The 23,024-nt window shown below is 73.4% G+C and carries 18 protein-coding genes; 9 read left to right on the top strand and 9 right to left on the bottom strand.

Annotation, left to right across the window (positions count from 1 at the left end; genetic code table 11):
• Window positions 1–3: 3 nt before the first annotated feature.
• Window positions 4–603: a hypothetical protein gene (locus tag ABZS77_RS19520; protein WP_354824447.1), complete on the top strand. Its 600-nt coding sequence runs from the start codon at window positions 4–6 to the stop codon at window positions 601–603.
• Between the two features lie 3 nt (window positions 604–606).
• On the opposite strand, the gene ABZS77_RS19525 is transcribed toward ABZS77_RS19520, so the two are convergent.
• Entirely contained in the window at window positions 607–1,170 is a 564-nt protein-coding gene (locus ABZS77_RS19525; protein ID WP_354824679.1) for a hypothetical protein, read from the bottom strand.
• 195 nt (window positions 1,171–1,365) lie between these two features.
• Here ABZS77_RS19525 and ABZS77_RS19530 point away from each other — a divergent pair, with 195 nt between their 5' ends.
• Together ABZS77_RS19530 and ABZS77_RS19535 are read left to right on the top strand one after the other, a co-directional pair.
• A complete protein-coding gene (locus ABZS77_RS19530; protein WP_354824450.1) occupies window positions 1,366–3,927 on the top strand; it encodes an FtsK/SpoIIIE domain-containing protein in 2,562 nt (853 codons plus the stop codon).
• A gap of 46 nt (window positions 3,928–3,973) precedes the next feature.
• Window positions 3,974–4,663 (top strand): hypothetical protein, encoded by a 690-nt coding sequence (locus ABZS77_RS19535; protein ID WP_354824681.1) that lies wholly within the window; start codon window positions 3,974–3,976, stop codon window positions 4,661–4,663.
• A 65-nt stretch (window positions 4,664–4,728) separates the two neighbouring features.
• Here ABZS77_RS19535 and folE read toward each other — a convergent pair whose 3' ends face one another.
• The 4 genes from folE to ABZS77_RS19555 form a co-directional block, all read right to left on the bottom strand.
• Window positions 4,729–5,394 carry a GTP cyclohydrolase I FolE gene (gene folE, locus ABZS77_RS19540; protein ID WP_354824683.1) on the bottom strand — a complete coding sequence of 222 codons (666 nt, stop codon included), beginning with the start codon at window positions 5,392–5,394 and terminating at the stop codon, window positions 4,729–4,731.
• A 35-nt stretch (window positions 5,395–5,429) separates the two neighbouring features.
• A complete protein-coding gene (gene ftsH, locus ABZS77_RS19545) occupies window positions 5,430–7,448 on the bottom strand; it encodes an ATP-dependent zinc metalloprotease FtsH (RefSeq protein WP_354824453.1) in 2,019 nt (672 codons plus the stop codon).
• Between the two features lie 461 nt (window positions 7,449–7,909).
• A complete protein-coding gene (hpt, locus tag ABZS77_RS19550) occupies window positions 7,910–8,485 on the bottom strand; it encodes a hypoxanthine phosphoribosyltransferase (protein ID WP_030328005.1) in 576 nt (191 codons plus the stop codon).
• 101 nt (window positions 8,486–8,586) lie between these two features.
• Complete coding sequence (locus ABZS77_RS19555; protein WP_354824455.1) at window positions 8,587–8,724, bottom strand: hypothetical protein; 138 nt, start codon at window positions 8,722–8,724, stop codon at window positions 8,587–8,589.
• Window positions 8,725–8,874: 150 nt separating this feature from the next.
• On the opposite strand from ABZS77_RS19555, the gene ABZS77_RS19560 reads away from it, so the two are divergent.
• Entirely contained in the window at window positions 8,875–9,837 is a 963-nt protein-coding gene (locus tag ABZS77_RS19560) for a helix-turn-helix domain-containing protein (protein WP_354824458.1), read from the top strand.
• A 2-nt stretch (window positions 9,838–9,839) separates the two neighbouring features.
• On the opposite strand, the gene tilS is transcribed toward ABZS77_RS19560, so the two are convergent.
• The 3 genes from tilS to dacB all read right to left on the bottom strand — a co-directional run bounded on the left by tilS (window position 9,840) and on the right by dacB (window position 13,483).
• Window positions 9,840–10,832, bottom strand: a complete 993-nt coding sequence (gene tilS, locus ABZS77_RS19565; protein WP_354824461.1) for a tRNA lysidine(34) synthetase TilS — start codon at window positions 10,830–10,832, stop codon at window positions 9,840–9,842.
• 11 nt (window positions 10,833–10,843) lie between these two features.
• Window positions 10,844–11,914 carry a zinc-dependent metalloprotease gene (locus ABZS77_RS19570; protein ID WP_354824464.1) on the bottom strand — a complete coding sequence of 357 codons (1,071 nt, stop codon included), beginning with the start codon at window positions 11,912–11,914 and terminating at the stop codon, window positions 10,844–10,846.
• Between the two features lie 96 nt (window positions 11,915–12,010).
• On the bottom strand, window positions 12,011–13,483 hold the full coding sequence (dacB, locus tag ABZS77_RS19575) for a D-alanyl-D-alanine carboxypeptidase/D-alanyl-D-alanine-endopeptidase (RefSeq protein WP_354824686.1): 1,473 nt from the start codon (window positions 13,481–13,483) through the stop codon (window positions 12,011–12,013).
• A 530-nt stretch (window positions 13,484–14,013) separates the two neighbouring features.
• On the opposite strand from dacB, the gene ABZS77_RS19580 reads away from it, so the two are divergent.
• Complete coding sequence (locus tag ABZS77_RS19580) at window positions 14,014–14,520, top strand: inorganic diphosphatase (RefSeq protein ID WP_139583140.1); 507 nt, start codon at window positions 14,014–14,016, stop codon at window positions 14,518–14,520.
• 31 nt (window positions 14,521–14,551) lie between these two features.
• Here the strand turns inward: ABZS77_RS19580 and eccD are convergent, their stop codons facing one another.
• A complete protein-coding gene (gene eccD / locus ABZS77_RS19585; RefSeq protein WP_354824466.1) occupies window positions 14,552–15,955 on the bottom strand; it encodes a type VII secretion integral membrane protein EccD in 1,404 nt (467 codons plus the stop codon).
• A 101-nt stretch (window positions 15,956–16,056) separates the two neighbouring features.
• Between eccD and eccCa the strand changes: the two genes are divergently transcribed.
• The 4 genes from eccCa (at window position 16,057) to ABZS77_RS19605 (ending at window position 23,011) form a co-directional block, all read left to right on the top strand.
• Window positions 16,057–20,037 (top strand): type VII secretion protein EccCa, encoded by a 3,981-nt coding sequence (gene eccCa, locus ABZS77_RS19590; protein ID WP_354824469.1) that lies wholly within the window; start codon window positions 16,057–16,059, stop codon window positions 20,035–20,037.
• A 74-nt stretch (window positions 20,038–20,111) separates the two neighbouring features.
• The gene (gene mycP / locus ABZS77_RS19595; protein WP_354824472.1) at window positions 20,112–21,431 is read left to right on the top strand and encodes a type VII secretion-associated serine protease mycosin; all 1,320 of its coding nucleotides are present in this window, start codon (window positions 20,112–20,114) and stop codon (window positions 21,429–21,431) included.
• A 58-nt stretch (window positions 21,432–21,489) separates the two neighbouring features.
• The gene (locus tag ABZS77_RS19600; protein WP_354824475.1) at window positions 21,490–22,278 is read left to right on the top strand and encodes a phosphatase PAP2 family protein; all 789 of its coding nucleotides are present in this window, start codon (window positions 21,490–21,492) and stop codon (window positions 22,276–22,278) included.
• 37 nt (window positions 22,279–22,315) lie between these two features.
• Complete coding sequence (locus tag ABZS77_RS19605; protein ID WP_354824478.1) at window positions 22,316–23,011, top strand: phosphatase PAP2 family protein; 696 nt, start codon at window positions 22,316–22,318, stop codon at window positions 23,009–23,011.
• Window positions 23,012–23,024 lie beyond the last annotated feature (13 nt).

The raw sequence follows: 23,024 nt of genomic DNA on the forward strand, positions 1-23,024 counted from the left end.
GGCATGACCGGACCGTTGCCCGACCCGTTCGCCGATCAGCCCGACTGGGCGCCCCAGCCACCCCGCCCGCTCACCATCGTTCCTGCCACGGAACGGGTGGAGCTGCGCGGGCAGCGGGTCCTGGTGGGGTTGCCCGGGCTGGGCTGGCGCGGTGACCTGCGTGCCGACGACCGGGTGGTGCAGGGCGCGCGCACCTACGTGCCGGTGATACCCGAACACGAGTGGTATCGGGCCGAGGCCGAGCAGGTCGAGGTGTTCGCGCCGCTGGTGCCGGTCGAGCGGGTCTGGGTGGAGACCGTCGGCGACCGGCCCGGACAGGAAAGCGCCCGGACCCACGGCATCCGGCTCGTCTCGCTGGACGGCCCGGCGCACCCATCGCCCACGCCCGTCTTCGAAGCAGACGCGGTGACCGGGCGACGGGTGGTCCACGTCGAGGGCACCCAGGAGCACCGTGATCTGCGGGCTGTCACCGAGACGTACTCCGGCGCCGAGGGGGACATCTGCGTCCGGATCACTCCCGAGGTGGAGTGGTACCGCTGGGCCTGGCGCGGCCAGTCACCCACCACTCTGGAGGTGCCGGTCCACTTGCTGTGGATTGAGTGACAGTTAGGCCGCTCTCATCCCGCCGCAAACCCGCCATCCGTCGCCGTCCTCGATCACGTCGAATACCCAATCCTCCCGACGACTGCTTCTGGGCACGCCATCAGCAGAACCGGCGATGGTCAACGTGGTGGCAACAGACTCACCTTTGCCGGACGGTGTCCGCGACAGCGGCCCCCAACTGACTCGGACATTGACGCCGAACCTCGACTCGCGCTCCTCCGCCTCAGCCCGGAGGCCCCTCACGGCGTCCAACTGCGCCCCGGCTTCACACGTGAAGAGGTCTGCCCGGACGTCGTTGCGATCCACGAGGAATGCCCGCAGGTAGTTGTCCACCACCACATCTGGAGCGCTGCGATCGGGAGCTGCGGCCCGGTTGTACAGCACGAAACCGGTGATCCCTGCGCCAACGGCAAGCAGTGCGAGCACCCCGGCGACCACGGTGAGCACCGTTCGCATCCGCCTGCGCGGCGGCTGCGGGGCCGGCGTGGCCGGGGCCGGCGGCAGTTGCTCGGACGGCGTTCGCTGGGCCGGTACGCGGGAGACCTGGGAACCGGCGGGGGGCTGCACTGATTCCACCTCCTGAAGTTATCGGCTGGAGGCTCCGGAGCCAATGCCTCAGATCCAGCGGATCGTGACGGACTCCTCCCCACTGGTGAGATCCACGACAACACCGGCGCACCGCCGCGGCACCTCCCGGAGGAGCGGCCCCGGCTGGGATACCGTCTCTGCTCGGGGAGGGGTTGCCAGCCTCGGCTAGAGGGGGTGGACGCGGTGGCCGGTCCGAAGGCTCGTACGAACCGCGCCGCAGCTCTGCACCGCCGCGCTGCGGCTGTGGCGACGGCCGCCGCCGGTGTCCTGGACGAGACCCGCCCGGCCCCTGCCGACCAGCGCCGCCAGTACGAGGCGGCGGACCGGCTGCGGGTGGTTGCGGCGCGGCTGGCGCCGGGCTGGTCGGGGGCTGCTCTGGACTCGCTCACCGTGGATTCTCCGGCTGGTGATGGTCCGCCGCTCTTCGTCCGGGTGGGTACGGCGGCGCCGTTGGACGATGCCCGTTTCCCGGCGTTGGTGCCGCTGGTCGGTACTGGTCATCTGAGTGTGGACGCCGACGCGCGGGAGCCTCGGGTGGCGGGGCTGCTGCGGGCGGTGCTGCTGCGGTTGTTGGGTGCGGCGCCGGCCGGTGCTCTGCTGATACGGGCGGTCGACGCCACGGGTGCCGTGCTCGCCCCGTTCGGGGCGCTCGCCGACGCCGGCCTGTTGCCGCCGCCGGCGGTGGACGTGGCGGGTCTGCGCGCGGTGCTGACGGAGGCGGAGCAGTGGGTGACTCCGGGTGCGAGCGGACGTCGACGTCATGACCGTACGTTGTTGCTGGTGGTTGCGGCTCTGCCGGAGTTGACCGGGCGTAATGATCTGGCGCGGATCGAGGCGTTGGCCGAGCAGGGGCCGTCGGCTGGGCTGCACCTGGTGGTGGCGGGTTGGCCACCTGCGGGGCCGTACGCGGCTCGACCGCCGCTGCCGCACACGACGCCGTTGGCGCTGCGCAACGCGTACGCGCTTCTGGGTGACCCGCCGGGGGCGTCGTTCGCCGGTCCCGGTGCCGAGCCTCCGGGTGGTCTGAACTCGCCGGTCTTCGTCGAGGCGGATCCGCCCGCCGAGCTGGTGGACGCGGTGTGCCGGCGGCTCGCCGCGCAGGTGGAGGCGGGTTCCCGGCTGGGGTTGGCGGAGTTGCTGCCGGCGACGGGCGACCAGCTCTGGAAGTCGGATCCGGCGAACGGGTTGACCACGACGGTCGGTGACGCCGGTGGGCGGCCGGTGCCGTTGGGTTTCACCGAGTTGACGCCGCACTGGCTGGTCAGCGGCAGGTCGGCTGGGGGTCGCGCGGCTTTCCTGACCACCGCGTTGCTCGGTCTGGCCGCCCGGTACGGGCCGGACGACCTGGCGCTCTACCTGGTGGATCTCGGGGACGGCGAGTCGTTCGTGGAGTTCCTGCAGACCGAGCGGGACCGGTCGTGGATTCCGCAGGTGCGGGCCGCGGCGATGGCCGCTGACCGGGAGTACGTCCGGGATCTGCTCGATCAGTTGACGGCTGAGGTGCGGCGCCGGGCGGAGGCGGGTGGGCGGGCGGGTGGTCAGCGCTTCGCGGAGTTGCGTGAGCATCGGCCGCTGCCCCGGATCGTCTGTGTGGTGGACAATGTGCCGCTGCTGTTCGCCGAACGGGACCGGCTGTCCGCCGAGGTGGCCGCCCAGGTGGACGGGTTGGCGCGGGCCGGTCGGGCGTGGGGTGTGCATCTGGTGCTGGCCGGCGCGGGTGAGCTGGGACTGTCGACGCGCGCGGACAGCGGGCACCGGGATTCGGTGCTGGGGCAGTTTCCGGTGCGGGTGGCGTTGCCGGGTGGCAGCCCGGTGTTGGAGCCGACCAATGACTCGGCGGCCGGCCTGCCGGTGGGCAGTGCGGTGGTGAACACGGCGGGCGGGCTGGGCGGTCCGCGCGGCGCGATCCGGGGTCACGAGCGGTTGATCCGGCACCCCGATCCGCAGGACCACCCGGAGATGGTGGAGCGGCTTCGACACGAGCTGTGGGAGGCCCGGCCGGCGGGTTCGGCGCCGCCGGTGGTCTTCGCCGGGTATGCCCGGCCGCTGCTGGGCAACGATCCGCGGTACCGGTCGGCGTCGGCCGGTCAGGCGCGCGGCCCGGCCGCTCTGCTGGGTCGGGCGGTGGACGTCGCCCGTTCGACTGTGTGCGTACCGCTGGGGCCGGCGGCGGGGCGCAACCTCGCGCTGCTCGGTTCGGGTCCGGCGGCGGGCGGGTTGTTGGCGACGGCGGCCCGCAGCACTGCGATTCATCACCAGCCGGGCACGGCCCGGTTCCTGGTGGCGGCACCGGATCCGGGTGCCCGGCCGCTGGCGGAGGCGTTGACCGCCGAGCTGGCTGCCCGGCATCCGGCCAGCATGGTGGACCTTCCGACGCTGCTCGCGGACGTGGAGGCGGATCTGCCGACCTATCTTGTGGTCTTCGGGTTGGACCGGCCGGGGCCGCGGGAGTTGCCGGTGGACCGGTTGCGCGCGCTGCTGCGGGACGGACCACCGGCAGGTCGGCACCTGTTGGGTTGGTGGCGGGCGGTGCCTCCGTTCGCCGCGTTGTTGGAGCCGGACGGCGAGGTGGACAAGCTGGCCGCCGTGGCGGTGCTGGATGTGCCGACGGCGCAGCTCTCCGCGGTCTTCGGCCGGCCGGTGGAGTGGCGGGGCCGGCCCGACCGGGCGGTCCTCTGGGACGGTCCGGACGAGCGGGGCACGGTGCTGGTGCCGTTCGCCGACGAGGCCTGGTGATCCGGTGGCGGGCGTGGAGGGTGTCGGTGTGGGTCCGAACGCGACGGTGACCGGGCCGGGGCGGCAGCGTACCGCCGGGTCGGGCGGGACCGACGGGGATCCCACAACGGCCTGGTCGGAGTACCTGGCGGCGGCGCGGCAACTGGATGGGGTACGCCGTGGCGCGGCGGCCGCCGCCGGTGAGCAGGCACGTTCGGCGGAGGCGGCCCGGGAGGAGCTGACGCTGGTCCGTACCGGGCTGGCGAGCCAGCAGGAGCGTCTGCGGGAGCTGGGCGTACCGGCGATCTCGCTGGTGCCGTCGCCGCCGGAGTTGAGCGAGGCGACCCGGTCGATGGCGGGCGGCCCGGCGGCCGTGCTGGCGGCGCTGCGCACGGCGCGGGGCTGGGCGGAGGGTGCGGACGCGGCGCTGGCCGCGCGCCGCCGGTTCCGGCCGGGGTCGTGGCCGGCGCGGGCACGAAACCTTCTGGTGTACGGGCCGCTGGCGCTGCTGGTGCCGCTGATCCAGGTCGTGGTGTACGCGGCGACCGGGACGGGCGCGGCGAGCGTGGCCGCGTTGATCTGTGGGCTGCCGATGCCCGCGGTGGCCTTCGTCGTCGCCTGGCTCGCTGTGGGGCGGGTGTTCCGGCCCGACCCGGGTGGGCGTCTGGACCGCACGGTGCGCTTCGGCGCATTGGTGTGCCTGGTCCCGGCGGTGCTGGTCACGGCGGGTCTGTTGCTGGCCCTGCTGGCGGGTTGACCCGCCCGGGTGCGGGCCCGGAACAGCCGGCCACCCGGGAGGGGCGGCCGGCTGTGTGGGGGCTGTCAGCGGGGGAGGATCAACGCCATCGCCTCGGCACGTGACTTGGAGTCCGTCTGCAGGATCCCGCGGACGGCCGAGGTGATGGTCTTCGCGCCGGACTTCTGGATGCCCCGCATGGCCATGCACATGTGCTCGCACTCCAGCACGACGACGACGCCGCGCGGGGCGAGCTTGCTCATCAGCAGGCCGGCGACCTGCGAGGTGAGCCGTTCCTGCACCTGGGGGCGGCGGGCGAAGACCTCGACCAGCCGGGCCAGTTTGGACAGGCCGGTGATCCGCCCGTCCGGGCCGGGAATGTAGCCGATGTGCGCGCTGCCCTGGAACGGCAGCAGGTGGTGCTCGCAGAGGCTCATCACGTCGATGTCCCGGACGATGACCAGCTCTTCGTGGTTGGCCTCGAAGGTGGTGCTGAGCACCTGGGCGGGGTCGACCCGCAGCCCGGCGAAGAGTTCGGCGTACGCGCGGGCGACCCGGGCCGGGGTCTGCTGGAGTCCGTCGCGGTCCGGATCTTCGCCGACCGCGATAAGGATCTCGCGGACGGCCTTCTCGATCCGGCCGAGGTCGACCGCGTCCTCGACGGGGCGGCCGGTCAGCTTGCCGCTGATCAGCCGGGCGGCCACGTAGTCCAGTTCGTCGTCGCCGTCGGGTTCGGTCGCGGAGACGGCCAGCTCCCGGTTGGGGGAGCTGGCCGTCGGGTCGTCGCTCAGTGCGTACCGTCCGAGTTGTTGGACGGTGCCCCGCCTCCGACGGACGCCTGCGCGCCGTCGGCCTCGGCCTGCGCCTTGAGCTTGTCCTTCTCCGCGGGGGTGAGCACGGGCGGCTCGGTGGACGGCTGCCGCTTGCCGAAGCCGTTGTACGGCGCCAGCGGCGGACGCTTGACCACCCGTGCGCAGATCCGCGCCATGTCGGCGGTGGAGAGGGTCTCCTTCTCCATCAGCTCGAGCACGATGTTGTCCAGGACGTCCCGGTACTCCACCAGGATCTCCCAGGCCTCGTCGTGCGCCAGCTCGACCAGGGCCCGCATCTCGCCGTCGATCTCGGCGGCCACCGAGTCCGAGTAGTCCCGCTCGTGGCCCATGTTGCGGCCGAGGAACGGCTCGTCCCCGCTGGTGCCGTACTTGATCGCGCCGAGCTTGGAGCTCATGCCGTACTGGGTGATCATCGCGCGGGCCAGTTGGGTGGCCTTCTCGATGTCGTTGCCGGCACCGGTGGTGGGCTCGTGGAAGACCAGTTCCTCGGCGGCCCGACCACCCAGCGCGTACGCCAGGGTGTCGATCATTTCGGCGCGCGTCTGGGTGTACTTGTCTTCGGTGGGGAGCACCAGGGTGTGGCCCAGCGAGCGGCCACGGGACAGGATCGTCACCTTGTGCACCGGAGCGGCGTGCGGCAGCGCCCAGGCGACCAGCGCGTGCCCACCCTCGTGGTACGCGGTGATCTTCTTTTCCTGGTCGCTCATCACCCGGGTCCGGCGCTGCGGACCGGCGATCACCCGGTCGATCGACTCTTCGAGCGAGTCGTTGGTGATCGCCCGCTGGTCCTTGCGGGCGGTGAGCAGAGCCGACTCGTTGATCACGTTGGCCAGGTCGGCGCCGCTGAAGCCCGGGGTACGCCGTGCCACCGAGTCGAGGTCGACGTCGGGCGTGAACGGCTTGCCCTTGGCGTGCACCCGCAGGATGGCCTTGCGACCCTCCATGTCGGGGGCGTCCACCGGGATCTGCCGGTCGAACCGGCCCGGGCGCAGCAGCGCCGGGTCGAGGATGTCCGGTCGGTTGGTGGCCGCGATCAGGATGACGCCGCCCTTGGTGTCGAAGCCGTCCATCTCGACGAGCAGCTGGTTGAGCGTCTGCTCGCGCTCGTCGTGACCGCCGCCCATGCCGGCGCCACGGTGTCGACCGACGGCGTCGATCTCGTCGACGAAGACGATCGCCGGGGCGTTCGCCTTGGCCTGCTCGAAGAGGTCACGGACCCGGCTCGCGCCGACACCGACGAACATCTCCACGAAGTCGGAGCCGGAGATGGAGTAGAAGGGCACCCCGGCCTCGCCGGCGACCGCGCGGGCCAGCAGCGTCTTACCGGTACCGGGTGGGCCGAACAGCAGCACACCCTTCGGGATCTTGGCACCGAGGGCCTGGTACTTCGCAGGGTTCTGCAGGAAGTCCTTGATCTCGTGCAGTTCCTCGACTGCCTCCTCGGCACCGGCGACGTCCGCGAAGGTCGTCTTCGGAGTGTCCTTGGTGATCATCTTCGCCTTGGACTTGCCGAAGTTGAGCACGCGGGAGCCGCCGCCCTGCATCTGCGACATGAAGAACAGCAGCAGGAGCACGAGCAGCGCGATCGGCAGCAGGTTGATGAGCAGGCTCATCCAGATGCTGTCCGACGAGACCTTGGCGTCGGCCGGGCCGGTGACCCGGTTGGCCGCCTTGGCGTCCAGCACCTCGTTCCAGATCTGGTCGCCAGCCTGGTAGGGGAACTGGGCCTCGATCTTGTTGGTGTTGGTCTCACCGAACTTCGTCTTCTGGGCCAGGTCGAGCTGGAGCGTCTGCTCCTTGTCCTGGAAGACAACCTTATTGATCTTGGCGGTGTGCAGCTGGTCGAGCGCAACGGAAGTGTCCACGCGGTGGTAGCTGGGACCAGCGGTGAACAGCTGACTGAGCACAACGGCGCCGAGGATGACCAGGATGATCCAGACCACCGGTCGGCGGAAGAAACGCGTACGTTCCATACTGTTGTCGAGCGCCGGGGCGCCCGCATCCTCCTGATCGACGTCCTGACCGTCTGATGGTGTCGCCGCGGTGTGCGGCAGCCGGAGCCGCCGTGCGGGCCGGCCTCGACCCCGAGGCGCGAAACTGCCGCGCCGCGGTCATTCGACGGTACACCGTGTACGCGAGGAGTGAGCTTGCGAGCCCCGCACTCGGCGCACTGTCGACATCGACGGCGTACACCGTGGGCAGGCCCACCAGCCCCGCACCGACGTACGGCGGGTCCGGGCGAAAACCGGCGTGGCGGGGAGTCCTGCCCGGCCACCCGAACGCCCGGTCACGCGGTCGAGGGGCCGGACGCGGAGTACATTCCGCGCCACCGGGCTCCACGGTAACCGGAAGACCTGAGAGCGCGCTGAACGTCGGCTTGACGGATACCGATACGAGTTGGGCTCACACGGCCCCGGGGTGACTCCGACCGGCGTCAGGAGCGGGCGTAGACCTCGGGCTTGAGCACTCCGACGTACGGCAGCTCGCGGTACCGCTCACCGAAGTCCAGGCCGTACCCGACGACGAACTCGGTCGGGATGTCGAAGCCCACGTACTTCACCGGAACCGGCACCTTGACCGCGTCCGGCTTACGGAAGAGCGCGACGACCTCGACGCTCGCCGCCGAGCGGGACTCCAGGTAGCGCAGCAGCCAGGAGAGCGTCAGCCCGGAGTCGACGATGTCCTCCACGACGACGACGTGCCGACCGGCGATGTCGCGGTCCAGGTCCTTGAGGATGCGGACCACGCCCGATGAGGTCGTGCCCTGGCCGTAGGAGGAGATGGCCATGAAGTCGAGTTCGGCCGGGGGGCCGTTGCGGCCCAACGCCCGGGCGAAGTCCGCCATGAACATCACCGCGCCCTTGAGCACGCAGACCAGCAGCAGTCCGTCGCCCACGTGGGCGTAGTCGGCGGAGACCTGCTTGGCCAGCTCCGCTGTCTTCTCGCGGATCTGCGCCTCGGAAATGATCACGTGGTCGATGTCGGCGTCGTACCAGGAGCCGTCAGCCATGACTCCTAGCCTGCCGTACGTCCGATGGCCTCCGTCGGCGGGGCCGCACCTTTTGGCGCGGTCCCGCCCGGGATTTTTCGCCAGATAAACCGCTAAACACATCAGCTGGTACGTGACCGCCAGCGGCGGCCGTCGTCACTGGGCTTCCAGTCGGCCGAATCGTGACTGTCGGCGGTGAGGCCGGTCGCCGAGGCGGCGACGAGCAGGACGAGGAACAGGAGGAAGAGCAGGAACTCCATGGCGGCGCTCGCTTTCGCATGGTTGCTGTCGGTTTCGCCGCCGGTGCGCACCGGACTGACACCAGTCTGCGACCACTCGCGCCGACCGGACAGTGGCAGAGATGCCACTGGGCATCGATTTACTGCCACCTCTCGGGTTACCCTCGTCACATGCTCCGCAACGTCGCAGTCCTCGTCCTCGACCAGGTCGCTCCGTTCGAGCTGGGCGTGCTCGCCGAGGTGTTCGGCACCGACCGGACGGCCGACGGATTCCCCGGCTACCGCTTCCAGCTGTGCAGCCCGGACGGCGCTGCCGTACGCACCTCGTCCGGGTTCCACCTCACCCCGCACGCCGACCTCGGACCGGTGGAGGACGCCGACCTGGTGGCCGTCCCCGCGCACAGCCAGGGCACCGTCGTACCGGGTCCGGTCCTCGACGCGCTGCGCCGCGCCGACGCGCGGGGCGCCCACCTGTTCAGCGTGTGCTCCGGGGCCTTCCTGCTCGGCGAGGCCGGGCTGCTCGACGACCGGGAGTGCACCACCCACTGGCGGTACGTGGACGAGCTGCAACACCGGCACCCCCGCGCCCGGGTGCGCTGCAACTCCCTCTACGTCCAGGACGGCCACCTGCTCACGAGCGCCGGCACGGCGGCCGGCATCGACGCCTGCCTGCACCTGGTCCGCCAGGAGCACGGCTCCGCCACCGCGACCAGACTGGCCCGGCGGATGGTGGTCCCGCCGCACCGCGACGGCGGCCAGTCCCAGTACGTCGAGGCGCCCATCCCGAAGGCGCCCGAGGCGCCCACCCTGGAGCCGGTGCTGGAGTGGCTGATGGGACACCTGGACCGGACGATCACCGTGGAGGAGCTGGCCGCCCGGGCCGGGATGGCCCCGCGCACGTTCGCCCGCCGGTTCCGCGCCGAGACCGGCACCACCCCGCACGACTGGCTCACCAACCAGCGGGTGCTGCTCGCCCGCCGGCTGCTGGAGGAGACGCCGCTGAGCGTCGAGGCCGTCGCCGACCAGGCCGGCTTCGGCGACGCGGCGGCGCTTCGGCACCACTTCAGCCGCCGGGTCGGCGCCACCCCGCACAGCTACCGGACGACCTTCCGGGACCGGGCGGACAGCGTCTGAGATCAGTCCGGGGTCACCGGGGCGAGCCGGTCGGCGCGGCGGAGCACCCGGACGCCCCCGGGCAGGTCCGTCGCACCCTGACCGTGCCAGTCGGTGACCAGGGCGTCCAGTGCGGCGATGTGCCGATGGGACAGGGCACCCGGCGAGGCACCAAGCTCACGTGACCAGGCGTGCAGCACCCGGCCGCGTACGGCCGGAGGCAGGCCGGCCAGCTCCGGCACGGCCAGCCCACCGTCGGGATGCCGGGCGGCCGCCAGCGCCGTCTCCGCCAGGTCGTCGAGGGCGGCGTTGTCGGCCGCCACCAGCCGGGCCGTACGCGCCAGGTTGTCGAGCACGCCGGGCCCGAGAGCCCGCACCAGCGCCGGCAGCACGTCGGCCCGCACCCGGGACCGGGCGTACGACGGGTCGGTGTTGTGCGGGTCCTGCCACGGCCGCAGACCGAGCACGGCGCAGGCGTGGCGGGTCTGCTCCCTGGAGATCGAGAGTAGCGGGCGCAGCAGCGGCACCCCGGACAGGTCCCGCTCGGCCGGCATCCCGGCCAGCCCGCGCGGGCCGGCGCCCCGGGCGAGCGCGAGCAGGACGGTCTCCGCCTGGTCGTCGCGGGTGTGCCCGGTGAGCACGGCGACCCCGTCGTGACGCCGGGCGAACCCGCTCAACGCCTCGTACCGAGCCTCCCGCGCCGCCGCCTCCGGCCCACCCGGACGGCCGGCCACCTCGACGCGGACCGCCTCCACGAGCGCGAACCCGGCACCGCGGGCCCAGGCCGCGACCGCCTCGGCCCGCTCGGCGGAACCGGCCTGTAGGCCGTGGTCGACGGTCACCAGGCCGGGGACCAGACCGAGCCGGGGCGCCACGAACACGGTGGCCGCCGCCAGTGCGAGCGAGTCGGCGCCACCGGAGCAGGCCACCAGCACCGGCCCGCCGGCCGGCAGCCCGGTCAGCGCGCGGCGGACAGCCACCCGGATCGCGGCCACCGGCGGGGCGAGCGCGGCCACCGGCGGGCGGGTCAGCCCGCGGCCGGGACGGTGCCGGCGGGACCGTGCACCCGGGCCACCCAGGCGTCCGGGTCACCCAGCTCGGAGAGCCGGGGCAGGGTGAGCGGGGAGTTGAAGATCGAGTTGAACCCGTCCATGCCGACCCGCTCGACCACGCCGTGCACGAACTTGCGCCCCTCGGCGTACTGGCGCATCTTCACGTCCACGCCGAGCAGGCGACGGATCGCCTTCTCCAGCGGATTGCCCGCCTCACGACGCCTGTTGAACGACGCCCGGATCCGCTCCACGCTGGGGATCACCTGCGGGCCGACGCCGTCCATCACGAACTCGGCGTGCCCCTCCAGCAGCGTCATCAGCGCGGTCAGCCGATCCAGGACGGCCCGCTGCGCCGGGGTCTGCACGATGTCCAGCACGCTCGTGCGGCTCTCCGGGTCACGGACCGCGTCGGACAGGGTGGAGACCCCCCGCCGCAGCCGCTCGACCATGTGCTCGCCGCCGCTGGACGAGGCGTCAACGAAGGCCTGCACCTCGCTGAGGAAGTACGCCCGCATCCAGGGCACCGCGGTGAACTGGGTCCGGTGGGTGACCTCGTGCAGGCACACCCAGAGCCGGAAGTCCCCCGGGTCGGCGCCGAGCTTGCGCTCCACCTCGACGATGTTCGGTGCGACGAGCAGCAACTGGCCCGGCTCGGCGGAGAAGACCTCGTACTGGCCGAGCACCCGGCCGGAGAGGTAGGCCAGCACCGTGCCGGCCTGCACCCCGGTCAACCGGGACCCGATCGCCTCGGTCAACGCGCCGGGCGGCTTGTCACCGGAGAGCCGGCCGACCAGCGGGGTGATCACCTCGCGCAGACCGGCGATGTTGACGGCGGCCCAGTCCTTGCGGTCCACCACCCGGACCGGCGGATGCGACACCTGCGCCCGCAGCCCCGTGTAGTCGGCCACGTGCCCGGCGGCCTCGTCGGTCAGCCGCCGCAGGTCGCCGACCACCTCGGTGGCCTCGGCGTACGACACCCGAGGGCCCGACTTGCTCAACGCCCCCGCGGTGGCGGCGGCCAGATCCCAGTCCACGAACTGCGCCATGAACCCACCGTACCCGCGCCTCGACACCCCGGCCCGGGCTCGCGGCGGCGATCGACGCCGGTCGCGGCTCCGCCCCGGCGGCCGGGACGCCGGCGGTCAGCCGCAGCCGCAGGCGGCCAACGCCGCCGCGATCCGGTCCAGCGCCGGTTGGGCGGTGTCCGTGCCGCCGGGCACCCTGTCGGTGAGCACCGCGAACGTGAGCAGCCGGCCGTCGGTCGTGGTGACCAGACCGGCGATGGCGTGCACCCCGGTCAGCGTGCCGGTCTTGGCCCGTACGGCGCCCGCCCCGGCGGCGGTGCCCGGCGCGCCCCGGTAGCGGTCGTCGAGCGTCCCGGACCAACCGGCCACCGGCAGGCCCCCGAACACACCGGCGAGTTCCGGGTGGTCCGGGCTGGCGGCCAGCCGGATGAGGTCGGTGAGCAGCGACGGGCTGATCCGGTTACGGCGGGACAGCCCACTGCCGTCGGAGAGCGTGATCTCCTCGGCGGGCAACCCCAGCTCGGCCACCTCGGCGTCCATCGCGGCGGCGGCCCCGTCGAACGAGGCCGGCTGGTTGCGGGCCAGCGCCACCTGCCGGGCGAGCGCCTCGGCCACCAGGTTGTCGCTCTGACTGATCATGATGTCGACCAGCCGGATCATCGGGGGCGACTGCACCACACCCAGCTCGGTGCCGGGTGCCGGGGTGCCACCGGTCGCGGCCGGCGCCGGGGCCGTGCCCCGCTTGACGGTGCCGGCCGGTACGCCGAGGAGCTTGGCGAACGACCGGCCGGCGGCCAGATCGGGCTCGCCGACCCGCTCGGCGCCACCGCTGGCGGCACCCGGGTCCTTACGTGCGCCGTCGGTCATCAGGGCGGTCATCGCCCCGCCGTACCCGCCGGTCGGAATGTCGTCGTCCCAGCCCGGGCCGTAGACCGGGCCGGAGTAGATCGAACCGTCGACGGTCACGCTCGTCGGGGCGGTGCCGCCGAGTGCCGTACGCACCTGGGCCGCCAGGTCGTCCAGGCGCGCCGCGCCCGGGTAGAAGCCCTTCTTGTCGACCGCGAGCGTCGGGTCACCGCCGCCGACGATCACGACCTCACCGGGCTGCGCGCCGGCCACCGCGCGGGTGGGGATCCGGTGCCCGGGCCCCCGGGCGGCGAGCACGGTCACCGCCGTCGCCAGCTTGGTCACCGAGGCGGGAACCGTGCCGTCGTCCGCCCCCTTGGCGAACAGCGTCTGACCGGAGGTCACGTCGGCCACCGAGACGTTCACCCGGTCGCCGAGCGCGGCCGCACCGACCAGCGGGTCGAGCGCGGCGCGTACCCCGTCGGGGCTGGGTATCGGAGCGTTCGGGTCGGGGCCGGCGAGCACGTCCGACGGGTCCGGTTCGGGGGCCGCGGCCGCGGCGGTCGGCGCGGACCCGGCGTCGTCGCCCAGCCAGCCGGCCACCGGTCCGGGCCTGGTCACGACGACCCCGACGCCGGCGAGCACCAGCAGCAGCACCACGACCGCCAGCACCAGCGGCAGCCGGCGCCGACGACGGGGCGCGGCGGGCTCGGGTGCGGGAGTGGCGTCGGCCGGCGCGGGCAGGGCGGAGATCGGCGGGCCGAGCGGCGGAGCGCCGTTCGGTGCGGTCGGCCCCTGGTCCGGTGGCGTGCCGCCCGGCGCCGGGCTGGTCGGGACGGCGGCACTGCCGCGCGGCGGGGCGCTCGTCGGTCGTTCACTCCCGAGGACCGGGAAGCGACCGGTGTTCGGGCCGGCCGGTGTCGACCCCGCGGTGGGATGCCAGGGAAGCGGGGCGGGACGCCCGGTCACCGTCTCCGACGTCGGTGCGGGCTGCGGCTCGGAGGCACGCGGGGGGTGGGCGTCGGGCACCGGAACCCGTCCGGTGGCACCACCGGAGCCGGATCGTCCGGTACCGCGCGCGGCGCCCCCGTCCGGGCGGTAGTGTGAATCTTCCCTCCCCACGACCCCCTCCTCCCCCAGCGAAAATCGGCTTGGGTGACACTACTTCGGTCCGAAGACTATGCGGCGGCCGAGGTCGGCGGGTGGGCATTCACCTGTCCGGAGGGTCGCCAGTGGTTCCGTTAGCCAGCGTGGGCAGACGAGGGAGCGTGCAGATGGATTTCGACGTGACGGTTGAGATCCCCAAGGGTCACCGGAACAAGTACGAGGTGGACCACAAGACGGGCCGGATCCGGCTTGACCGCACCCTGTTCACGTCCACCCAGTACCCGGCCGACTACGGGTTCATCGAGGAGACGCTGGGCGAGGACGGCGACCCGCTGGACGCGCTGGTGCTGGTCCCCGAGCCGACCTTCCCGGGTTGCCTCATCCGCTGCCGGACCATCGGCATGTTCCGGATGACGGACGAGAAGGGCGGCGACGACAAGGTCCTCTGCGTGCCCTACGAGGACCCCCGCCAGGAGCACCTGCGCGACATCCACCACCTGGGCGAGTTCGACCGGCTGGAGATCCAGCACTTCTTCGAGGTGTACAAGGACCTGGAGCCGGGCAAGTCGGTCGAGGGTGCCACCTGGGTCGGCCGCACCGAGGCCGAGGCCGAGATCGTGGCCTCCTACCAGCGTGCCCGGGACGCCGAGGCGCGTGGCGAGACCAACCACTGACGGACGCTGACACACCGGGCCCGGGTGCCGCTCAACCGAGCAGCCCCCGGGCCCTGTCGTACAGGTCGAGCACCGCGCAGGCGACCGGCACCACGGCGACCACGAGCGCCGTGTCGGTGAGGTCCGCGACCCGGCCGAGGTACGGGGAGACCGGCCGGTGGGCGTACCCGGTGCCGGCCGCCACGGCCAGCAGGGCGAGCGCCGCGCCGCCGAGGGCCAGCACCAGCCGGCCGGCGTCGTCGGCCCGGCCGGCCAGCACCGCCCCCAGCACCGCGTAGCCGGCGAGGCCGGCGAGCACCGTCGGCAGCCGGTGGCGCAGTGCCACGAACAGCCGTGACCGCAGCAGCAGCACGGCCGAGGCGACCGCCACCAGTACCCGGCCCCACGTCCCGCCGGCCAGTCCCAGCACACCAGCCGCCGCCACCACGAGCAGGGCGTGCCCGAGCAGCATCCCGGTGAGCATCTCCTCGGTGCGGATCACCGCCGCGTGCACGCGACCCCGGTCCGGCAGGTCCCGGACCCGCTCCGGCTCCGCGCCGGAGGTCGCGGCGGGCAGGGTGATCGGCGGCAGGGGCAACTTGCCCAACCGGATGGCCAGCAGCGGCACCGCCCCGACGGCGAAGACCAGCGCGCTGAGCAGTACCGCCGCCGCCCCGGCCGGGGGCAGCAGCAGCCCGCCGAGCGCCGCGCCGGCGCCCACCAGGCCGACCGTGACACCGGCCACGAACACCCGCAGCCGGCTGGCCACCCCGAGCAGCCCGAGCAGGGCCGCCAGCAGCAGTGCCACCGACCCGGCCAGCACCTCGGGCGCGCCCACCCACCGCACCGGCCCGAACGGCCCGACCGGGTCGCCGGAACCGGTCGCGAGGGCGCCGGCCACGAACGCGTACGGCAGGGCGTAGCCGCCAAGCGTGGCACCGGCGGCGCCGTCGTCGTGGGCGCGGGAGGCAACCGCGCCGGCGACGGTGAGCAGCAGCGCCACGACGGCCGCCACCAACCAGCCGGCCCGGTGCGCCGGCCCACCGGCGAGCAGGGCGAGCAGACCCACCCCGAGGGGTACGCCGGCACCGGCCAGGGCCGCGGCCCGGGTGGCGTCGGCCGACCAGGCCCCGCCCCGGCGGCGGGCGCCCTCGGCGATGGCCTCGACCACGTCGTCGTACTCGAGTTCGGGCCAGTGCGCGCGGGCCGGCACCAGGTGCAGCACCTCGCCGTCGCGGACCCCCTGCGGCAGCAGCGCCTGCGCGGTCACCAGCAGTGCGCCGTCGGTGCGGCGCAGCACCCAGCCGCCGTGCCGTTCACCGTCGTCGGCGAGGCCCTCACCGGCGTGCCGGAGCACGTCGGGCAGCAGCTCGGCCAGGGGCACCTGCTCCGGCAGGGCGACGTCCACCCGCCGTTGCGGCGCGCTGATGGTGACGCGGGCCAGCCCGGTAGTCATCGACTGGACTCCATATCGAGGGGGATCGGAGGCTGCGCGGACGACAGGACTTTACCTACGATGAGCCAGGCTCGGGTTACCCAGCGCGGTCAGGAGGCCGAGTGTCCACAGTCGTCATCAAGCGGCCGCCGCGCCGCCCGGCACCCGAGATTCCCGCCGGAGAGCTGTCGGTCGAGGCGCCGCCGGAGATCCCCGCCGTGACCGGCGGACGGTGGCAGCAGATGCTCATGCTGCTGCCCATGCTCGGCGGCACGGTGGCGATGGCGATGATGTTCGGTCGGGGCGGCGGGGCCTACTCGTACGTGGTGGGAGGCATGTTCGGGCTGTCCTCGCTGGCGATGCTCGTGACCTCCTGGGGCAGCGCCTCGGGCACCCCGAAGAAGTCCGAGATGATGGCAGCCCGCCGCGAGTACCTGCGGCACCTGGCGACGCTGCGCCGCCTGGTCCGGCAGACCGCCGGGCGGCAGCGGGCCGGGCTCTACTACCGGCACCCGGACCCCGGTCGGCTCTGGTCGACGGTGGACAGCCACCGGGTCTGGGAACGTCGACCCGCCGACCCGGACTTCGCGGTGGTACGCGTCGGCGTCGGCCCGCAGACCCTGGCCACCCCGCTCGTCCCCCCGGTCACCCGGCCGCTGGAGGAGCTGGAGCCGATGACGGCGGGAGCGCTGCGCCGCTTCCTGGACGCGTACTCCGTGGTGCCGGACCTGCCGGTGGCCCTGTCGTTGCGCAGCTTCGCCCGGGTGCACGTGCGCACCGCCGGTCGTGCCGGCGGCCTCCCGGCTGCCGCCGGCCCACCGACAGGTGATCCGGCGGCGCAGGCGCTGGTCCGGGCGGTGCTGACCCAGCTGGCCGTCTTCCACGCCCCCGACGAGCTGCTCGTCGCGGTCTGCGCCGGACCGGAACGGCGGGCCGGTTGGGAGTGGGTGAAGTGGCTCCCGCACGCCCACCATCCCGGCCGCGCCGACGCGCTGGGCCCGGTACGGCTGGTCACCAGCTCCGCCGTCGAGCTGGAGCGGCTGCTCAGCGACGTGCTGGCCAGCCGCTCCCGGTTCAGTCCGGCCGGCCCGGCCACCGACGGCCCGCACGTGGTGGTGGTGCTCGACGGCGGCGACCTGACCGGCGCCACCGACCTGACCGGCGACGGCGGCATCGACGCGGTCACCGTGGTGGACCTGGACACGCCTCCGCCGCGTCTGCTCGACCGGTACGCGCTGCTGCTGGAGTTGAAGGGCCGGCGGCTGCACTCGTGGTCGATCGACGGGCACGCCGAGGTGGGTACGGCCGACCAGCTCGACCCGGCCGACGCGGAGGCGGTGGCCCGGCGGTTGGCGCCGCTGCGGCTGGCCGGCGCGGTACGCGGCCCGGACGCGCCGCTCCAGGCCGAGCTGGGGCTGCCGGAGCTGCTCGGCCTCGGCGACCCGGAGAGTTTCACCGCCGAGCAGGGGTGGGTGCCCCGGTCGGCGCGGGACCGGCTGCGGGTGCCGATCGGGGTGGGCGTGGACGGCGGCGCCATCGAGCTGGACCTCAAGGAGTCCGCCCAGGACGGGATGGGCCCGCACGGTCTGCTCATCGGGGCCACCGGCTCGGGGAAGTCCGAACTGCTCCGGACGCTGGTGCTGGGGTTGGCGGCCACGCACAGCTCGGAGCAGCTCAACTTCGTGCTCGTCGACTTCAAGGGTGGCGCGACGTTCGCGTCGTTCGACCGGCTGCCGCACACCGCCGCCGTGATCACCAACCTGGCGGACGCGCTGCCGCTGGTCGACCGGATGGTCGACGCGATAAACGGCGAGCTGGTACGCCGGCAGGAGCTGCTGCGGCGGGCCGGCAACTTCGCCAGCGTGCGCGACTACGAGCGGGCCCGGGCGGCCGGCAGCCCGCTGGCGCCGTTGCCGTCGTTGCTGCTGATCTGCGACGAGTTCTCCGAGCTGCTCTCCGCCAAGCCCGACTTCATCGACCTGTTCGTGCAGATCGGCCGGCTGGGCCGCTCGCTCGGTGTGCACCTCCTGCTGGCCAGCCAGCGCCTGGAGGAGGGGCGGCTGCGCGGGCTGGACACCCACCTGTCGTACCGGATCGGGTTGCGTACCTTCTCGGCGTTGGAGTCGCGCACGGTGCTCGGGGTGCCGGACGCGCACGAGCTGCCCCGGTCGCCGGGCCACGGCTACCTGCGCGCCGGCACCGACCCGCTGGCCCGCTTCAAGGCGGCGTACGTGTCCGAGGCGGTGCGCCGTCGGGCCGCGCCGCCGGGCGCCACCGGTGGTGGTGACGCCCGGCTGCTCACCTTCACCACCCACGTCGTGCCGGTGCCCGAGCCGGCCACCCCGGCCCTGCCCGCGGTGGCCGAGGACGAGAGCGGCCAGGAGACCCTGCTCGATCTGCTGGTCGACCGGCTCGTCGGGCAGGGTCCGCCCGCCCACCAGGTGTGGCTGCCGCCGTTGGGCGACCCGCCGGCCCTGGACGAGCTGCTCGGACCGGTCGAGGTGGACCCGACGCGCGGGCTGGTCGTGGGCAACCCGGAGCTGCACGGCGCGCTCGGGGTGCCGGTGGCCATCGTGGACCGGCCGTTGGAGCAGCGACGGGACCTGCTCTGGCTGGCGCTTGACGGCGCGGCCGGGCACGTCGCGGTGGTCGGCGCCCCGCAGAGCGGCAAGTCGACGGTGCTGCGCACGCTGATCTGCGCGCTGGCGCTCACCCACACCCCGGCCGAGGTGCAGGTCTACTGCCTCGACTTCGGCGGAGGAGGGCTGTCCGCCGTCCGCGACCTTCCGCACGTCGGCGGGGTCGCCGGGCGCGCCGACCCGACGGCGGTACGACGCACCGTCGGCGAGATGACGACGGTGCTGGCCGATCGGGAACGCCGCTTCGCGGAACTGGGCGTGGAGTCGATGGCCGCGTACCGGCAGCGGCGTGCGGCGACGACGACTGCCGGCCAGGCGGGGGCCGACCCGTTCGGTGACGTGTTCCTGGTGATCGACGGCTGGAGCACCGTCCGCGGCGAGTACGACGACCTGGAGCCGCTGGTCACCGACCTCGCCACCCGGGGCCTGTCGTACGGGGTGCACGTCGTGGCCACCGCCCTGCGCTGGCTTGATTTCCGCCCGGCGATCCGGGACCTGTTCGGCTCCCGGCTGGAGCTGCGCCTCGGCGACCCGACGGACTCGCTCGTGGCCCGACGTGCTGCCGCCAACGTGCCGGAGCGCCCCGGTCGCGGGGTCACCGCGGAGAGCCTGCACTTCCTGACCGCGCTGCCCCGGCTCGTCGCGGACGGGGACACCGCCGATCTGGTCAAGCGGATCGCCGGCAGTTGGGGTGGCCCTCCGGCGCCCCGGGTGCGGCTGCTCCCGCCGGTGCTGGCGTACGCCGATCTGGACCTCGCCGGAGCGGCGGGGCTGCGGCTGCCGATCGGTATCGCCGAGGCGGACCTGCGGCCGGTGGTGCTCGACTTCGCCGCCGAGCCGCACTTCGTGGTCTTCGGGGACGCGGAGTGCGGCAAGTCGTCGTTCCTGCGCGCGCTCGCCGCGTCGATCGTCACCCGGTTCACTCCCGAGCAGGCCCGGGTGATCCTTGTCGACTACCGGCGCAGCCTGCTCGGCGCGATCGAGACGCCGCACCTCATCGGGTACGGCACCGCTGCGGCGCACACGGCCGACCTGGTCGAGTCGGCAACCGGTTACCTGGAGCGGCGGGCGCCCGGCCCGGAGGTCACCCCGCAGCAGTTGCGCGACCGGTCCTGGTGGTCCGGGCCGGAGCTGTTCGTGCTCGTCGACGACTACGACCTGGTGGCGGCCGGCCCGGCGAACCCGTTGCGAGGGCTTGAGGAGCACCTTCCGCACGCCCGGGACGTGGGGCTGCACCTGGTGCTGGCGCGCCGCTCGGGCGGGGCGGGCCGGGCCCAGTACGAGCCGATCGTGCAGCGGCTGCGGGAGCTGTCCACGTCCGGTCTGGTGATGGCCGGCAGCCCGGACGAGGGGGCGTTGGTCGGTCCGGTCCGGCCGGGTCCGCTGCCGCCGGGCCGTGGTCGGTTGGTCACCCGTCGGGAGGGCGTGCGCCTCGTTCAGCTCGCGCAGCTGCCGCCACCGTGACCTGTTCAGCCGGTTCTTCCCGTGACAGGTGGGGAAACCGGTAATCTCCGATCGTCATGGTTCCGTCGGGATGAATGGCTGAGGATGTGACTGGGGTTCGGCACAGCGGTCCGGCGGTGACCCGGAGGGTGCTGCTCGGCGTGGCGGCGGCGCTCGCCGTGGCGGCCCCGACCGCAGCCGCCGCACCCGTTGCCGTGCCCGCCACTGGCGGTCAGCTCGCCGGCGCGCCGGTGGCGCTGGCCCCCGGCGACAGTGTGAGTCGCACCGACCAGGTCCGCGACGAGCAGTGGCAGCTCGACGAGTTGCGCGCCGACACGGCGTGGCGCACCTCGACCGGTCGGGGTGTGACGGTGGCGGTCATCGACTCCGGTGTGGACCCCAACCATCCCGACCTGGTCGGGCAGGTGTTGCCCGGCAACGACCTGGTGGGCGGCGCCGGGCCCGACCCGGTGGGGCACGGCACCACGGTCGCCGGCCTGATCGCCGGCCGCAGGGACGACAAGCGGGGCGTGGTCGGCCTGGCACCTGACGCTCGGATCCTGCCGGTCCGCGTGCTCGACGAGCGGAACCGGTACGACGACGCGCTGATCGTCGCGCAGGGGGTCCGCTGGGCGGTCGACCACGGCGCCCGCGTGATCAATCTGTCGTTGGGCGGCAGCGGCGACAGCCCGGCCCTGGCCGCGGCCCTGGACTACGCGTTCGCCCGGGACGTGGTGGTGGTGGCCTGCACCGGCAACCTGGCCACCTCGACCGACCTGAAGGTCTGGTATCCGGCCCGCGAGCCGGGCGTGATCGCGGTCTCCGGTCTGGAGCGCAACAGCGACAACCTGTGGTCCGGCTCGATCACCGGCCGGGCGACGGCGCTCACCGCGCCGGCCAACGGTCTGGTCGGCGCCCGTCCGCCCAGCGGGTACTGGCGGGTGCAGGGCACCAGTTTCGCCGCGCCGCTGGTGGCCGCCACGGCCGCACTGGTGCGGTCCCGCTATCCGCAGATGTCCGCCGGTGAGGTGGTCAACCGGCTGCTGGTCACCGCCCGGGACATCGGTCCGACCGGCCGGGACGACCGCTTCGGGTACGGCGTGGTGGACCCGGTCGCGGCGCTGACCTCGCAGGTGCCGCCGGTGACGGCGAACCCGTTGGACGACCAGACCTCGCCGGGCGTGGTCGGCTTCGGTTCGGCTCCCGGCTCCGCCGACGACGGCCCGGTGGCCGGCGCGGGCAGTGACCCGCTCGGTCTCACCGCCCCCCGCCACGAGACCCGGTGGACGGCCCGTGCGGCGGGCGTGCAGGACGACTCGGCGCCCGAGCAGGTGTGGGTCGGCGCGGTGCTCTTCGTCGCCCTGGTGACGGGGGCGGCGATGATGGTGCGCCGGTTCCGGCGACGGGTCCACTGACGCGGGCCTCGGGCACCGGCAGGCCTGAGCGGCCGACGAGTGGGGTAGAACCGTCGCCATGAGCACGCCGGGCCCGCACACCCTCGCCACCGACCGTCAGTCCTGGCAGCGCCGCCGCCTCGACCCGGATCACTCGCTGGGCTTACGGCTGACCCTGGCCGTGACGGCGGCGTTCCTGGTGCTGGTGCCGTTCTCGCTGCTGGCGTTGCTTGTGCTCGGGGCGTGGGCGCCCCTGCACCGGCTGGACATGTCGGTCACCGACGGGCTGCACGGCTACGCGCTCGACCACCCGGCCTGGGTCGTGGTGATGCGGGTGTGGAGTGAGGTCTTCGCGCCCATGCCGTTGCGGGTCGCCGCCCTGCTCCTGGTGATCTGGCTGCTGCGCCGCGGTGCTCGTCGACTGGCCGCCTGGACGGCCACGACGATGGTGGTCGGTGGGTTGATGGGGCCGTTGCTCAAGCTGCTCGTCGGCCGGGACCGGCCGGAGCTGCTCGACCCGGTGGCACGGGCGGCCGGCTACTCGTTCCCGTCCGGGCACGCGCTGAACGCCACCCTGGCCGCCGGGGTGCTGCTGCTGGTCTTCCTGCCGTACGCCGGGCGGGGCGTGTGGCGGGTCGTGTTGTGGGTGGCCGCGGTGCTGCTGACCGTGGTGACCGGGCTGAGCCGGGTGGCGCTGGGTGTGCACTTCGCGAGCGACGTGGTCGGCGGTTGGCTGCTCGGCGCGGCGGTGGTCGCGGCGACCGCCGCCGCGTTCACCAGTTGGCGGGCGCACGTCGGTCTGCGGCCGGTCCGACCGGCCAGTGAGGGCATCGCGCCGGAGGTCGAGCGGCGTCCGGATGAGACCTGAGGCGTGCCGACGACGCCGATCGGGTATTGGCCGGCTCATGTCCGACACCGTGGTCCAGATCGTCCGGCGGGTGCTGCTGCCGGTCTCCCTCCTGCTCGGCGTCATGGTGCTGCTGGGGGTGCTCGTCACCCGGGTTTTCGCCGACATCTGGCCGTTCACCGCGGAGGACGCGGTGAACCGGGAGTTGGCCGCCGAACGCACCGGCGGCTGGAACGACGTCTCGCTGGTGTTCAGCACGTTGGCCAGCACGCAGATGATCGTCGTGGTCACCGTTCTGGTGGCGCTGGCGTTGCGTCTCTGGCTCAAGCGCTGGCGGGAACCGCTGTTCCTGTGCGCGGCGGTGATCGCCCAGGCGCTGGTGTTCCTGCTGACCACGATGGCGATCGACAGGCAACGGCCCGCTGTGGAGCACATGGACGTCTCGCCGCCCACGTCGAGTTTCCCGTCCGGGCACACCTCGGCCGCGGTGGCGCTCTACGTCGGCATCGCCGTGCTGATGGCGCTGCGGGCGCGCAGCACCGGCGCGAAGGTCGCCTGGTGGAGCCTGCTGCTCGTGGTGCCGGTTGGCGTGGCGCTGACCCGTATGTACCGGGGGATGCACCACCCGAGCGACGTGGTGGCGTCCTTCATCAACGGCGGCACCTGCGTGGTGATCATGGCTCGTGCGGTGCTGGACCGGGGGCTGCGGTGGGGGCGGGCGAAGCTGCCGGCCGCCGCGCCGGCGCGGACCTGACCCGGGGCGACGC

The organism is Micromonospora sp. NPDC005298, from assembly GCF_040607375.1.
Lineage (GTDB): Bacteria > Actinomycetota > Actinomycetes > Mycobacteriales > Micromonosporaceae > Micromonospora.